The following is a 15,300-nucleotide window of genomic DNA, read 5'->3' as shown; positions in this document are numbered from 1 at the left end:
AGTATTTAATTTTGGAATCAAAACAACTCATATTTGCTAAGTTAGAAAGTTTTATTAAGAAATATTATACCAATGAATTGCTTCGTGGTAGCTTATTTTTTATAGGATTAGGTTTGCTCTATTTTTTAATTACCAACTTTATAGAATATTTTCTTTGGTTACAACCTATTGGAAGAAGTATTTTATTTGGATTGTTTATTCTAGTAGAATTCTTCTTATTAATTCGTTTTATAATCATTCCCTTATTTAAATTATTTAAGCTTAAACAAGGATTGAGTTATGAACAAGCTTCTTTTATAATAGGCAAACATTTTAATGAAGTAAATGATAAATTAGTTAATTTCTTACAGTTAGTAAAAGATGCTAATCAATCCGAATTATTATTAGCTTCTATAGATCAAAAAGCAAAAAGTTTACAACCTATACCTTTTACAAAGGCAATAGATTTTAAAAAGAATAAAAAATATATTCCTTTAGCATTAATTCCTTTTCTGATTATTTTATTTTTTATGATTTTAGGGAAAGAAGAATATTTGGCTCAAGGTATGAATCGTGTTGTTAATTATAATAAACACTTCTCCCCTCCTGCTCCATTTGAATTATTTATTAAAGATTCATTGGTAACACAACAAAATAAAGATTTTACTTTAACTGTTTTTTCGAAAGGTAAAGTAAATCCAGACAAAGCAATTATTGTTATAGGAAATGAGCAATATTTTATGGAAAATACTGCCCCAGGTATTTTTAAATACACATTCGAAAACCCCTTAGCTGATATAAAATTTTACATTCAATCAAATGAAGTAATTAGTAAAAACTACTATTTAAAAGTAAATTCTATTCCTGCTATTACCCATTTTCAAATGGTATTAAATTTCCCAAGTTATTTAGGTAAAAAATCTGAATTAATTAGAGGTACTGGCAATGCTATTATTCCTGAAGGAACTACTATAACTTGGACTATTAAGGCTCAATATACCGAATTAGTTCAAATGAATATAAATAAGTCCTTAGATCATTTTAATAGGCAGAATAATAGTTTTATCTTAGTTAAAAAAATCAATCAAAATTCAGATTATCAAATAGTTACTTCAAATAAATCAGTTAAAAACTTCGAAAAATTAACTTATTCTTTAAATGTTATTAAAGATCAATATCCAACTATTAAAATTGATAACACACCTGATAGTTTACATATTTCTAAACCTTACGTAGTAGGTCAAATTTCGGATGATTACGGATTTCATCGTTTAAGTATTGTTTATTATCCTAAAGGAAAAGTACATGAAGCAAAACGTGGAACCTTATCATTTAAACAAGGGATATATGATAAATTTGTTTTTAGTTTTCCTAGTTCCCTTCCTATTAAAGCAGGAGTTCAGTATGAATATTATTTTGAAATTTCAGATAATGATGCTTTAAATGGTTTTAAGATTTCTAAGTCTTCTGTTTTTTCTCATCGTGAATCAACAGAACAAGAGAAGCAAGAAGAATTTTTGCAACAACAAAATGATCATATTAATAGTCTTTCAAAATCTTTAAAACTACAAGATAAACAACAATCAGAATTAGAAAAGCTACAACAAGTAGGAAAAGAAAAAAAAGAATTAGACTATAAAGAACAACAGAAAGTAAATGATTTTATCAAACGTCAAAAACAACAAGAAGAAATATTAAAAAATTACGCTGAAAAAATAAAAGAAAATTTAGATCAGTTTAAGCCAACTTCTAAAGATCCTAAAAAAGAAGAATTAGAAAAACGCTTAGATAATGTTCAACAAGATTTAGATAAAAATAAAAAATTATTAGATGAATTAAAAGAATTAAACGAAAAATTACAGCATGAAGAACTATTCGATAAAATAGAAAAATTTCAGCAAAAATCTAAGAATCAAACTAAAAGTTTAGAACAGTTAGTTGAACTAACGAAACGCTATTATATTGAACAAAAGGCAAAAGAATTAGTAGATAAACTAGAAAGATTAGCTGATAAACAAGAAGAGTTATCCAACAGTAAAGATAATAATGAAAAGCAACAAGAAGAGTTAAATAATTCTTTTGATCGTTTGCAAAAGGAATTAAGTGATTTAGATAAAAAAAATAAAGAATTAAAAAAACCACTTTCAATACCTTCTGATAATGAAAAACAAAAAAGCATTGATGCTGATATGAAGAATGCAAGTAACGAATTAAAAGCTAAAAATAATTCTAAGGCTGCTGCTAAACAAAAAAGTGCATCGCGTAAAATGCGTCAGATGGTACAATCAATTGAAAAGGAGATGCAAGGTGGTGATAAAGAACAAATGAGTGAGGATATAAAAATGCTTAGACAAATTGTAGATAACCTACTTGAATTTTCTTTTTCAGAAGAAAAGTTAATGAATAATTTTAAAAGTATTAATGGTTCATCTTCTTCATTTTCTAAGCAGATTAAAACACAACAAGATTTAAAAAATCAATTTAAGCATGTAGATGATAGTCTATTTACCATGTCATTACGTAACCCTAAAATTGGAGAAAAAGTAACCAAAGAAATAGGTACTATTTATTATAATTTAGATAAATCAATAGAATACTTTACAGAAAATCAAATATCACGTGGAATGTCTAGCCAACAATACACTTTTACTAGTGCTAATAATTTAGCTAATTTATTAGCTGATATTTTAGATAATATGCAAATGTCTATGTCAGGATCAGGGCAAGGCACTCCTAGTCTTGGAAAAGGAAAAGGCTCGGGTATGCAATTACCAGATATTATTATGAAACAAGAAGAGTTAATGAAAAAAATGGGAAAAGGTAAATCACAAAAACCTAGCTCTTCTGGATCCTCTGGTAATGGCGAAGGTGAAGGGAAAGAAGCAGGAGGTAACAAGTCAGGTACTCAAGGAAATTCAAATTCTAAAGGAGGAAATTCAAAACAAAATAATTCAGGTGAAAATGGTGAAGGGAATGCAGAAGATATTATAGGTATTTTAAAAGAGCAGCAACAATTACGAGATGCTTTAGAAAAAGAATTAAACAAACAAGGTTTAGGAGTACAAGGACAGAATGCTATAGATCAAATGAAACAGCTAGAAAAACAATTAATAACTAAAGGATTCAATCAACAGTTAGTACAAAAAGCATTGCAATTAAAATACGAACTATTAAAATTACAGGAAGCAGCACAAGAACAAAACCAAGATAATAAAAGAGAAGGGATTACTAATAAAAGAGAATTTCAAAACACCTCTTCTCCCCTACCACAAAAGTTACAAGAATATTTAAATAGTATAGAAATATTAAATAGACAAAGCTTACCTTTGCGCTCGCAATTTAATAAACGTATTCAAGAATATTTTAAGCAAAATGATAAATTATAATTATGAAACTAATTTCTTGTTAGATAATGAGATAGCTTATACAGAGTGGATTGAATCTGTTATAGAATCAGAGAATAAAGAGTTAAACGAAATTAATTACATCTTCTGTGATGATGAATATTTATTAGAGATTAACAAACAATATTTAGACCATGATTACTACACAGATGTTATAAGTTTTGATTACACAGAAGAAGGCTTAATTGCTGGTGATATTTTTATATCTATTGACCGTGTAAAAGAAAATGCTAGTAATTTAGGTATTTCTTTTGAAGAAGAATTAAAAAGAGTTGTTATTCATGGAGTGTTACATTATTGTGGATATAAAGATAAAAACCCTATAGAAGAAGAAATAATGCGCTCAAAAGAAGATGAAAAAATAAAGATGTTTCACGTGAAACATAATTAATAACTTTAGTTCCACGTGAAACAAATAAAATTTGTTTCACGTGGAACTTTTTCTTTTTTTAAACTGTTTCACGTGAAACAGTTTAAAAAAAGAAAATATAAAATAATTATTTTAAAGATATATAATGTTTGTAGAGAATTATGATGTAATTGTTGTAGGGGCTGGGCATGCTGGTTGTGAGGCTGCGGCTGCAGCTGCTAATTTAGGTTCTAAGACTTTGTTGATTACGATGAGTCTTCAGAATATAGCGCAAATGTCATGTAATCCAGCTATGGGTGGAATTGCAAAAGGGCAAATTATTCGTGAAATTGATGCTTTAGGAGGTTATTCTGGTATAGTGTCTGATAAGACAGCAATTCAGTTTAAGATGTTAAATCAATCCAAAGGACCCGCAATGTGGTCTCCGCGTTGTCAGAGTGATCGTATGCGTTTTTCAGAAGAATGGCGTTTGATGTTAGAGCAAACACCTAATCTTGATTTTTATCAAGAAATGGTTGTTGGTTTAATTACTGAAAAAGAACGTGTGATAGGGGTTAAAACTGCTATAGGATTGTCTATTTACGCTAAGACAGTTGTTCTAACAAATGGTACTTTTTTAAATGGTTTGATTCATATTGGTGAGAAACAATTTGGAGGTGGTAGAGCTGGTGAAAGTGCTTCTTATGGTATAACCGAAGATTTAGTTCGTTTAGGGTTTCAAGCAGGTCGTATGAAAACAGGTACACCGCCTCGTGTAGATGGTCGTTCTTTAGATTATTCTAAAATGCGTGTAGAACCAGGAGATTTAAATCCAGCTAAGTTTTCTTTTTCCGATTCTACAAAGTCTTTGGTAAAACAGCGTGATTGTTATATGACTTACACCTCTCCTTTAGTGCATGAATTGTTGCGTGAAGGTTTTGATCGATCTCCTATGTTTAATGGTAGAATTAAATCTTTAGGTCCTCGTTATTGCCCGTCTATAGAAGATAAAATTAACCGTTTTGCCGATAAAGATCGCCATCAACTTTTTGTTGAACCAGAAGGTTGGAATACAGTTGAAGTTTACGTAAATGGATTTTCTACTTCCCTTCCTGAGGATGTTCAATTTAAAGCATTGCGCTCAGTAGAAGGTTTTGAAAATGTAAAATTCTTTAGAGCAGGATATGCAATAGAATATGATTACTTTCCTCCTACTCAATTAAAACATACTCTTGAAACGAAAATAATTTCAGGTTTGTATTTTGCAGGACAAATAAATGGTACTACAGGATATGAAGAAGCAGCTTCTCAAGGTTTAATGGCGGGTATAAATGCTGCTTTAAAAGCACAAAATCGAGAAGAATTTATATTAAAAAGAGATGAGGCTTATATAGGTGTGTTAATAGATGATTTAATAACGAAAGGTACAGAAGAACCTTATCGTATGTTTACATCTCGTGCAGAATATAGAACCTTACTTCGTCAAGATAATGCTGATTATCGTTTGACACCTAAATCACACGCAATAGGTCTGGCAAGTTCAGAACGATTAAAACGAATGGAATATAAATTTAATGAAGCTGAAAAAATGGTTGCTTTTTTTAGAGAAACATCTGTTTCTGTAAAAGAAGCAAATCCTATTTTAGAATCTAAACTAAGTTCTCCTATTACCCAAGGAGATAAAATGTTTAAAATTTTTTCTCGACCTCAGATAGAAATGGAGGATATGATGAAATTCGAAAAAGTTAAAGAATATGTAGATTCTAATGATTTAGATCAAGAAATTATAGAACAATCAGAAATACAAGTTAAGTATTCAGGCTATATAGAAAAAGAAAGAGCTAATGCTGAAAAATTGCATCGTCTAGAAAATATCCGTATTCCAGATAATTTTGATTACGATCAATTGAAATCTTTATCCTATGAAGCACGTGAAAAACTAAAAAAAATACGTCCAGTTACTATATCACAAGCATCACGCATTAGCGGTGTATCCCCTAATGATATTTCTGTTATGTTAGTTTATATGGGTAGATAATCTTTTAAAAAATCAAAACAAAAGGATATTTTGTTTCACGTGGAACTTTTTTAAAAACTAAATATTCTTTTAAAACCAAAGTTTTATTATACAAATGAATTTTTCAGAACAAAATAGTTATATAAAAGTACAAGATCATTCCGTTTCTAATGAAAATTTTAATTTATTATTAGATCCTGAAACGGAATTATTAAAAACGGATCCTCAACCCTCTTTAGAACGTTTAGGGTTTTATTATGAAAGTGAAGACTATATTTCGCATACAGATGGTAAACGTTCTTTATTTGAACGTTTATACCATTTAGTGAAATCTTATGCTTTAATAAAAAAAGTAGCTCTAGTTAGTAGTATTCATAAAACAAAAGGAATTATTCTAGATATAGGTGCTGGAACGGGCGATTTTTTAGTTACTGCAAAAAATGCAGGTTGGATAACAAAGGGATTTGAACCTAATGTCAACGCTCGAAATTTAGCTTTATCAAAAGGAATAGAATTAGTAGATACTACCCAATCAATATCCGAGCGTTCCGTAGATGTTATTACAATGTGGCATGTTTTAGAACACGTACCTAATTTAGAAGAACAAATTCAAGAATTAAAACGTTTATTAAAACCTAATGGAACTTTAGTAATTGCGGTTCCTAATTATAAATCCTATGATGCAGAATATTATGGGAAATATTGGGCAGCTTATGATGTACCTAGACACTTATGGCATTTTTCTAAAAAAAGCATGGAAAAATTATTTGGTAAAAATAAGATGAAAATCACTCAAATTCACCCTATGATTTTTGATAGTTTTTATGTTTCACTTTTATCTGAGAAATATAAAACAGGTAAAATGAATTTTTTAAAAGCTTTTTGGATTGGATTAAAATCAAATATTAAAGCTGGTGCTAAAAAAGAGTTTTCTTCTCATATTTATATCATAAAGAATGATGATTAATTAAAATAAATAATTTAATACAGAAAAGCGAATCAATTGATTTGCTTTTCTTATTTGTATTCTAGTTTTTATAGTGTGAATTTTATGCCTCTTGTCTATTTTTTTAAAAGACTTAGTTTTAATTTTAACTGATTTATTCTCTACTCTTTACTCTCTACTCTTTACTCTTTACTCTTTACTCTTTACTCTTTACTCTTTACTCTTTACTCTTTACTCTTTACTCTTTACTCTCTACTCTCTACTCTTTACTCTCTACTCTTTATTCTCTACTCTTTACTCTCTACTCTTTACTCTCTACTCTTTACTCTCTACTCTTTACTCTCTACTCTTTACTCTCTACTCTTTACTCTCTACTCTTTACTCTCTACTCTTTACTCTTTACTCTCTACTCTTTACTCTTTACTCTTTACTCTTTACTCTTTACTCTTTACTCTTTACTCTTTACTCTCTACTCTTTACTCTCTACTCTTTACTCTCTACTCTTTACTCTCTACTCTTTACTCTTTACTCTCTACTCTTTACTCTCTACTCTTTACTCTTTACTCTCTACTCTTTACTCTCTACTCTTTACTCTCTACTCTTTACTCTCTACTCTTTACTCTCTACTCTTTACTCTCTACTCTTTACTCTTTACTCTCTACTCTTTACTCTTTACTCTCTACTCTTTACTCTTTACTCTCTACTCTTTACTCTCTACTCTCTACTCTCTACTCTCTACTCTCTACTCTCTACTCTCTACTCTCTACTCTCTACTCTCTACTCTCTACTCTCTACTCTCTACTCTCTACTCTCTACTCTCTACTCTCTACTCTCTACTCTCTACTCTCTACTCTTTACTCTCTACTCTTTACTCTCTACTCTTTACTCTCTACTCTTTACTCTCTACTCTCTACTCTCTACTCTTTACTCTTTACTCTCTACTCTTTACTCTCTACTCTTTACTCTCTACTCTTTACTCTCTACTCTTTACTCTCTACTCTTTACTCTCTACTCTTTACTCTCTACTCTTTACTCTCTACTCTTTACTCTCTACTCTTTACTCTCTACTCTCTACTCTTTACTCTTTACTCTTTACTCTTTACTCTTTACTCTTTACTCTTTACTCTTTACTCTTTACTCTTTACTCTTTACTCTTTACTCTAAAAAACTCTATTTTTATTCAAAAAATAACTTTTTTCATTCAAAAAAGGATTTTTATGGTTATTTTTATAAAATGTTCCACGTGAAATTCAAAATAAGATTTTATATTCACATTATCTAAAAAAAGAATTTTATGCTATTTGTTCCACGTGGAATTTTTTTATAGAATAATTTTATATGTTAATTAATTATTTAAATATATCAACCCTGTTTTATTTTTGATTTCATGATGTATTTTATTATGAATATAAAAGGGTAAAATGATAAAAAGTCCTCCTCATATTTAAAACCATCATTATTCGTAATGAATTTTTACTACAGATTTTTATTTATTAATTTTAAGTTGTTTTAAAAATCTCAAGATTATAGTTATTATGAATCTATAAAGATTAAAAGAAGAATGCTGAAAATTTATAAAATTTATAACCTTATGAAATTATCTTTTTACAATTCCGTAATCTAATTTTTTAAAGAGTTCTGATCTCTAAAAAAAGTAACTTAATCTTTTAGCTTGTCATTTCTATCGTATGTAGAAATAAAAAGATAGCAATCTTTAAGAATCTTTTCACCTAATAATTTAAATACTTTGTTCCACGTGAAATTTTAATTTTTTCCTTTAAAATTGATTGTTACGTTTTTAAGGAATACTTCCTATATCATATTATCTTTTAAATACTATTTAAATTAATTGTAAGAGTTTATAAACTATTTATAAATATGTATTATCGTTGTTCTCTTAAAAGAGCTTTAGAACAAGTTTATTTAAGTCGTTTTAATACTATTTTTTAAATTCTAATATTTATAAAAAACACCATTAATTTTTTACTAAAACCATTTAGTAAAAAAACAAACTAAAAATATTCTGTTTTTAAAAAATAATATAAAATTACTACAATTTATAGTTTTATTTATTTCTATCAATTTTACTTATTTATTACCTCTTTACTTAAATTATTAACAAATAACATAAAAACGGATTTTTTTAAAACTATTTTTTACTATTAATACCTTTTATAATCTTTATTTTGACCTAAAAACTAATTACAGCTGATTTAAAGAACTTTTATTTCAGTTGGTATATTCGTTATAGATTAAAGATTTAAAATAGCTTAAAACGAGTTTATTTAAGTGGTTTTTTATCAAGAATTATTATTATTTAGTTTATTTAAATAAGTTTTTACTATTTTAATTTTATAGTCTATTTTCTATTATTTTTTGATATTAATTCATTTATTTTTTGTATCGAGTATTTTAGAATAAAAGTTTACTTTTACAAAAAATTAAAAATCAGAAATAGAATGAAAAAGCTTGTAATGATGGCGGTTGTTTTATCTGCCGTAGTAGGGTGTAATAAAACAACCGAAGCTAAAGAGGTAAAAACAGCTTATATAGACACTGTAAAACTTATGGAAGATTATACTGAAGCAAAAGAATTACAGGACAAATTCAAAACAAAAGGAGAAGTTAAAGGACGTGAGTTAGAAGTTGAAGCTAGAAAATTAGAAGCAGAAAAAGCTAATTTCCAACAAAATGCAATGGCCAAAGGACAAGCATGGGCACAACAAAAATATGCTGAATTACAACAACGTTCGCAACAGTTAGCTTATGCAGAACAAGCTATAGCACAACAATTACAAGCAGAAGGAGGTTCCAAACGTGACTCAGTTGTTGAAAAAGTAAGAACTTTTATCAAAGATTATGGAAAGAAAAAAGGATATGATTATATATATGGAACAGGAGATGCAGCAAGTGTTTTATATGCAAAAGATAGCTATGATATAACAAAAGAAGTTGTAAAAGCTTTAAACGAAAAATATGCTTCAGAAGGTAAAAAAACAGAACCTAAAAAAGAAGCTGATAATAAAGAAGTTAAGAAATAAAAAAAGGGGGCAATACATACAGTATTTGCCCCTTTTTTATAAAATTATTGTAAAATATAAACAGCAGATACAGCAGGGATAAAATAAATAACAATAGTTCTTGCCCCATCATAATCTTTGGCTGTTCTCTGACCAAATAAAAGCATTAATAGTGTTACACATGAAACAACTGCACCATATTTTCCAAATGTTGTGCCTCCGTTTACCAATAATTCTATTCCTCCTACTATACAAAGAATACCAGCTATAATTTCAAATATCAATAAAATATTTAAAGAAATAGATACCATACCATCAAAAAAAGTATTTTTAAAATGTTCTTTTAACCAATTTAAATTCCCTTGATAATCAATGAATTTATCATATCCTGATTGTAGAAAAGTAATAGCTAAAAAAGCTAAAAGAAGTAAGCTAGCTAGATTGTTCATAATATTAATTTTTATGGATTAAACGTGTTAGTTTTATAGATAAATCAGTTAATATAATTTTAGAATTACCATTACGTTCAATATGATAAATGGCATCATTTAATTCTTTGTATATTTCTTGTATATTCCGCCCCGTAATAAAAGGAGCAAATTTTTTTAAATCAAATCCTTGTATACCAGATTCATAATAAACTAAGTCATCAGCTTGATAATTTAATAAAACAGCTTGACGAAATATTTCAATGCAATAACTCAAAAATTTCTTTTGATTTTCTCTTCCAAGCTTAGCTATTTCTTCACTCCAGTTTATCAAATCCTGTATAGCACTTGCATTGCCCTTCGCTCTAAATGCAGCTCGTACCCAATTTACAAACCATTGTTCAAATGGAGCATCTTCATTTTGATGAGAACTTAATTGTAAAGCCTTATTATAATTACCTTGTGATTTATGGGCAATCTTCATAGCTTCTTTTTCATCAATTCCTTCATATTCAACTAAATGCTGAGAGATAGCAGATTCACTTAATTTTCCAAAATTAATGACTTGACATCTTGAACGAATCGTTTGCAATAAGTCTTCTTCATTTTCTGTAATTAAAATAAAAAGTGTTTTATCTGTAGGCTCTTCAAGTAGTTTTAGTAATTTATTAGAAGCTGCAATATTCATTTTATCAGCCATCCAAATAATCAAAATCTTATACCCTCCTTCATAGGATTTTAGAGCTAATGATTTTAATATTTCTGAAGCATCCTCTACCCTAATTTCTCCTTGCTTATTTCCTACACCTAATTTATCGTACCAATCAAACAAACCACCGTATGGTTTTTCTTGTAAAAATTCTCGCCAGAGTGGTAAAAAATCTAAACTTTTAGGCTTTGATTTTACATCTTCAGTTGTAACCGTTGGATAAACAAAATGTAAATCAGGGTGAGAAAAATGCTCAAATTTTATATTACAATTATCTATACCTCCTTGATTTTCAAATCCTTTATTTTGACATAGTATATACTGAGCATAAGCAATAGCAATTCTTAATACGCCACAACCTTCTGGTCCAACAAATAATTGTGCATGAGGAACCCTCCCGTGGCTAGCACTAGTTAATAAATGATTTTTTACATGTTGGTGACCTACTATTTCTTTAAATAACATAAAAGCAAAAGTAATTACTTATTCTATTATAATTTTATTCAAAAATAAAAATTATAACTCATTAAGAAATCTTATTACATGACTTCAGAATATAAAATCTAAAGGGATTTTAATAAATAAATTAAAAATAATTTTCTACATCCTGCTTAAATAAGCCTAAAAAAGCAAAGATCTAGAACTATAGCAAATATTAGCTAATAAAAAAGATCAAATAAACACAGATAAAAACTAATTTTTTAACAATAATTAGACTTTAAAACATATTTAAAAAACAATATAATTCACAAAATGTTAATTTTAAAATATAACTAAAATAAATTGTTAGATATAATTAAAAAAAAGCTATATTTGTATTGACGTAAATTAATAGAGATTGTCTTCTACTAGTGAAATTTATAAAAGTTAAAAGATATTTTTTTATGATAAAATAAAATTTGGCACGCTTTTGGTACTATGGTTTAAAAATGAATGCATTTATTTTTTAGTTTGCTTTTAAAATTGTTAACAAATTCAAATAAAAAATTGTTAATTCAATTTAAAAGTATATTTTTGAACAATTAGAACTTTAATAACTGAAATTAGAAGAATAACCATGAAGAAAATTATCTTTTTAAGCTTATTTATGCTTTTCGCAGTAGGAAATATAAATGCTCAAGCAAAAAAGCCAAAAAGTATCATCAGTACTAGTGGTGCGGCAATTAAAAAGTTCCATGAGAAAAGTGAATTAGATGGTATGCCTAAGGGACAACTTTTGGAATTATACAAAGAACGAATCAGGGTACTTGTAAACATATTACCTTACCTAGCATTAACTAACAAACCAGGTATGACTATGCAAGATGTAGGTATTCCAGACAGCTCTGATAATAATAGTGCCTTGGATAAACAACAAGAAAACATAGTTGCTTTTGTTAATTCAACGATTGCGTTTCAATCAACAATGGTTCCTTACGCCGATAAAGGCAATTTAGTAGCCTCTATTTTATATTATGAAAATATGTTACGAGAATTAAATCAATTGTATGAATAATAATTTAAAAAAATAATTATAATAAGAAAAATTTTACTATATTAGCGTAAATTTCTAAAAACTTGACCCCCCATGAAGAAATTGCTTAACTTAAAATGGATCGCTTTGTTTGCAGTAATGACTGCAACTGCGCAGCAAGAAAAAGGTATAATAGGATCTTCTAACTGGTTAAATAACTGGACAGATTTTAAACCTTCTAAGACAGAATACAATGAGGCAACCGAGATTTTGTATGGAAAAATCACAGCCAACAAAACATTACAAAAAAGAAATACCTACTTGCTACAGGGTCCAGTGTATGTGACAGCAGGTGTAACCCTTACAATTGAACCAGGTACAATCATAAAAGGGGATGCAGAAACTAGTGGAGCATTAATTATATCTAAAGGTGCAAGATTAGAAGCTAATGGAACAGAAACAGATCCTATTGTATTCACTTCAAATAAACCTGTGAAAAAACCAGGAGATTGGGGTGGGCTTGTGATCCTTAACGATGCTCCAATTAATAAATTTGGTGGTGTAGCGTCCATGAATTATGATTTAGATCCTGCACAAACTATCTACGGAGGAACTAATCCTATGGCAAATTCTGGTGTATTACGTTTTTTAAGAATTGAATTCGCAGGAAAAAAAATAAAAGGATTTAAAAATTACAACGCTTTAACTTTAGCTGGAGTTGGTAACAAAACAGTGATAGAGCACATAATGACTAGCTTTTCAGCAGGAAATGGAATAGAGGTACTAGGTGGCGATACAAGCCTCAAAAATATGGTTACCTTACGCGTTTCTGGAGATGATTTTAAGTTTAATCAAGGTGCTCAAGTTAAATTAGATAACTCTTTAGTAATAAGACATTCACTATATTCAGGAGCATCTAGAACAAGATGTATCAATGTAGTAGGATATGATAAAAAAGAAGAAGCAGATTTCTCAAAACCTTCTACCAATGTTGTCGCAACGAATTGCACTTTGGTTAATAACTCAGAAAGTTTTGATTTAGATCTTGCTAGTGGATTAGTAAAAGAAGGTGTTTTCGTAGGTGCCAATACTTCTTTAAGTTTGAAAAGAAGTTTAATATCAGGATTTGCTCCTGCTACCATTCTAGATAGTGAAATTAATCCAGAAGCTGGAGGATTGAAAAAAATAGGCTTTTCAGAAGTATTTTTTAATAACTGTAAAGGAAATATATTCCTAGCTAATTCCTCAAATAATGATGATTTAGAAGATTTTTATGGAAATCCTCAGTTTTTAAATCTATACGAAAAAACACCTAATGCTGAGTTATTTATTAACCCAGTAGAGTCTAAATCTCCAGATTTTAGATTAAAAGTAGGTAAATTTACTGCTGGGAAATAATTTATCTCTAGATTATAGTATTATAACTTTAAATCCATTGGCAGTAAATCTACCAGTGGATTTATTTAGTTTAGGATCAAATTTAATTTAGATTAGAAGTTTATGAATCATACATTATTTCGTAATTTTTTTAACAAATATTTTTTAATCGTCTTTTTATTTTTCTTTACAATGGAAAATAAAGGACAGGCTTTTGTAAATGCTCCTTTTAAAAATTTTGCAAATATTTGTGCATCTTCTAATTTTAATAGCTATTCGATTAGTTTTGATTTTAATGGATTTAATGCAGGAAATGTTTTTACTTTAGAAATGTCTGATCCAGAAGGAGATTTTACTAAATTAACACCCATTACAATTCTTTCCTCTCAAGTCAATACTAGTCCAGGAAAAATTACTTTTAAAGTTCCCGAAAATGCTACTACTGCTGGAAAATCATATAAACTAAGAATAAGAACTACCTCACCAGCTATAACAAGTTCTCCTACATCGCCCTTTCATGCCTATTATTGGATTTACAATGATAAAATTAATATCTTAGATGATGGCACTGGTAATTTAAGTATTTGTGGAGCAAATGGTGTCTTAACTATAAGTGATAAAGCCCCTTCTCCCCTACAATATAAACAATTGCAGTATATATGGAAAAAAGATGGAATTGTAATGCCAAATGAAAAAGAATCAAAAATAAATGTTACACAATCAGGTAAATATAGTGTACAGATAGATTATGGAAATTGTAATAGTACAGTTGGATTCATAGCTTATTCACAAGAAGTAAATGTTGTATTTACTAGTAATACAATTCCCTACTCTATATCATCTAGTTTAGGAACAACCGTTTGCCCTAGTAATCCAACTACTTTAAGTACAACAGCTGGACAAACTTATCAATGGTATCGTGATGTACAAGGAAACGGAGATTTCTTAAAAATTGACGGAGCCACTTCTCATAGTTTTAAAACAGCTGATCCAGGTGTTTATAAAGTAATAATTAGCCCTGGTACTGCTTGTGAATCTACTTCTACCAATACAATTAAACTAGAATCGACTAATTTTAATTTGGCAATAAATGCTAAATCCATAAATTATTTAAAGAAAAACGAAACAATTAATATTAATGCGACTACCACAGCTATAAATCCAACTTACGAATGGTTTTTACCAAACGGGTCGACTCCCACAGCCACAACTCAAAATTTTACAGTTACTAATGACACCAATTTTAAAGAAGGTATATATAAATTAATTGTCAAACAAAATGACCCAAGTTGTCTTTATACCAAAACAATACAATTTAAAATAATAGAAGGAGTAGAATCAGTTAATATTCCAAATGTTATAAGTCCTAATGATACTAATAACGAAAATGATACATGGGTTATACCCACAGAATATAAAAATGATTCAGTAGAAGTCCTAATTTTAAATAGCTATGGTAAAGAGGTTTTTAGAATGAAAAATTATGATGATTCTTGGCCTGAATCAACTATAGAAGTAAAAGATATCAACCCAATTTATTATTATATTATTTCAAAAGATGGTAACCCTTTAAAAAAAGGGTCTATTACCATTCTTAAATAAATTACATATTAAAAAC

At 28.6% G+C, this 15,300-nt stretch carries 10 protein-coding genes; 8 read left to right on the top strand and 2 right to left on the bottom strand.

The window, feature by feature from the left end:
- The first annotated feature begins 11 nt into the window (after window positions 1-11).
- The 5 genes from AWN65_RS14190 (at window position 12) to AWN65_RS14170 (ending at window position 9,736) form a co-directional block, all read left to right on the top strand.
- Window positions 12-3,365: a DUF4175 family protein gene (locus AWN65_RS14190; RefSeq protein ID WP_060383733.1), complete on the top strand. Its 3,354-nt coding sequence runs from the start codon at window positions 12-14 to the stop codon at window positions 3,363-3,365.
- Window positions 3,352-3,774 (top strand): rRNA maturation RNase YbeY, encoded by a 423-nt coding sequence (gene ybeY / locus AWN65_RS14185; RefSeq protein ID WP_060383732.1) that lies wholly within the window; start codon window positions 3,352-3,354, stop codon window positions 3,772-3,774. Before AWN65_RS14190 ends, ybeY begins: the two co-directional genes overlap by 14 nt.
- 124 nt (window positions 3,775-3,898) lie before the next feature.
- Window positions 3,899-5,770, top strand: a complete 1,872-nt coding sequence (gene mnmG / locus AWN65_RS14180; RefSeq protein ID WP_060383731.1) for a tRNA uridine-5-carboxymethylaminomethyl(34) synthesis enzyme MnmG — start codon at window positions 3,899-3,901, stop codon at window positions 5,768-5,770.
- Between the two features lie 94 nt (window positions 5,771-5,864).
- On the top strand, window positions 5,865-6,716 hold the full coding sequence (locus AWN65_RS14175) for a class I SAM-dependent methyltransferase (protein ID WP_060383730.1): 852 nt from the start codon (window positions 5,865-5,867) through the stop codon (window positions 6,714-6,716).
- A 2,438-nt stretch (window positions 6,717-9,154) separates the two neighbouring features.
- The gene (locus tag AWN65_RS14170) at window positions 9,155-9,736 is read left to right on the top strand and encodes an OmpH family outer membrane protein (protein WP_060383729.1); all 582 of its coding nucleotides are present in this window, start codon (window positions 9,155-9,157) and stop codon (window positions 9,734-9,736) included.
- 44 nt (window positions 9,737-9,780) lie between these two features.
- Here AWN65_RS14170 and AWN65_RS14165 read toward each other — a convergent pair whose 3' ends face one another.
- Both AWN65_RS14165 and AWN65_RS14160 read right to left on the bottom strand, forming a co-directional pair.
- Window positions 9,781-10,164 (bottom strand): hypothetical protein, encoded by a 384-nt coding sequence (locus AWN65_RS14165; protein WP_060383728.1) that lies wholly within the window; start codon window positions 10,162-10,164, stop codon window positions 9,781-9,783.
- A 4-nt stretch (window positions 10,165-10,168) separates the two neighbouring features.
- Window positions 10,169-11,317 (bottom strand): DNA polymerase III subunit, encoded by a 1,149-nt coding sequence (locus AWN65_RS14160; RefSeq protein ID WP_060383727.1) that lies wholly within the window; start codon window positions 11,315-11,317, stop codon window positions 10,169-10,171.
- A gap of 592 nt (window positions 11,318-11,909) precedes the next feature.
- Between AWN65_RS14160 and AWN65_RS14155 the strand changes: the two genes are divergently transcribed.
- The 3 genes from AWN65_RS14155 to AWN65_RS14145 all read left to right on the top strand — a co-directional run bounded on the left by AWN65_RS14155 (window position 11,910) and on the right by AWN65_RS14145 (window position 15,284).
- Window positions 11,910-12,347 (top strand): hypothetical protein, encoded by a 438-nt coding sequence (locus tag AWN65_RS14155; RefSeq protein WP_060383726.1) that lies wholly within the window; start codon window positions 11,910-11,912, stop codon window positions 12,345-12,347.
- Window positions 12,348-12,419: 72 nt separating this feature from the next.
- Entirely contained in the window at window positions 12,420-13,703 is a 1,284-nt protein-coding gene (locus tag AWN65_RS14150; protein WP_060383725.1) for a hypothetical protein, read from the top strand.
- A 171-nt stretch (window positions 13,704-13,874) separates the two neighbouring features.
- Window positions 13,875-15,284, top strand: a complete 1,410-nt coding sequence (locus tag AWN65_RS14145; protein WP_060383724.1) for a T9SS type B sorting domain-containing protein — start codon at window positions 13,875-13,877, stop codon at window positions 15,282-15,284.
- The last annotated feature ends 16 nt before the right edge of the window (window positions 15,285-15,300 follow it).

The organism is Flavobacterium covae, assembly GCF_001534645.1.
GTDB classification, from domain to species: domain Bacteria; phylum Bacteroidota; class Bacteroidia; order Flavobacteriales; family Flavobacteriaceae; genus Flavobacterium; species Flavobacterium covae.
The sequence above is the reverse complement of the archived record's forward strand: the minus strand, read 5'-3'. Positions and strand labels throughout refer to the sequence as shown.

What these genes read in the sequence shown, in the direction of transcription:
- AWN65_RS14160 (WP_060383727.1), bottom strand. Translation starts at nt 11,317, where the DNA reads ATGTTATTTAAAGAAATAGTAGGTCACCAACATGTAAAAAATCATTTA.
- AWN65_RS14150 (WP_060383725.1), top strand. Translation starts at nt 12,420, where the DNA reads ATGAAGAAATTGCTTAACTTAAAATGGATCGCTTTGTTTGCAGTAATG.
- AWN65_RS14165 (WP_060383728.1), bottom strand. Translation starts at nt 10,164, where the DNA reads ATGAACAATCTAGCTAGCTTACTTCTTTTAGCTTTTTTAGCTATTACT.
- ybeY (WP_060383732.1), top strand. Translation starts at nt 3,352, where the DNA reads ATGATAAATTATAATTATGAAACTAATTTCTTGTTAGATAATGAGATA.
- AWN65_RS14175 (WP_060383730.1), top strand. Translation starts at nt 5,865, where the DNA reads ATGAATTTTTCAGAACAAAATAGTTATATAAAAGTACAAGATCATTCC.
- AWN65_RS14155 (WP_060383726.1), top strand. Translation starts at nt 11,910, where the DNA reads ATGAAGAAAATTATCTTTTTAAGCTTATTTATGCTTTTCGCAGTAGGA.
- AWN65_RS14145 (WP_060383724.1), top strand. Translation starts at nt 13,875, where the DNA reads ATGGAAAATAAAGGACAGGCTTTTGTAAATGCTCCTTTTAAAAATTTT.
- mnmG (WP_060383731.1), top strand. Translation starts at nt 3,899, where the DNA reads ATGTTTGTAGAGAATTATGATGTAATTGTTGTAGGGGCTGGGCATGCT.
- AWN65_RS14170 (WP_060383729.1), top strand. Translation starts at nt 9,155, where the DNA reads ATGAAAAAGCTTGTAATGATGGCGGTTGTTTTATCTGCCGTAGTAGGG.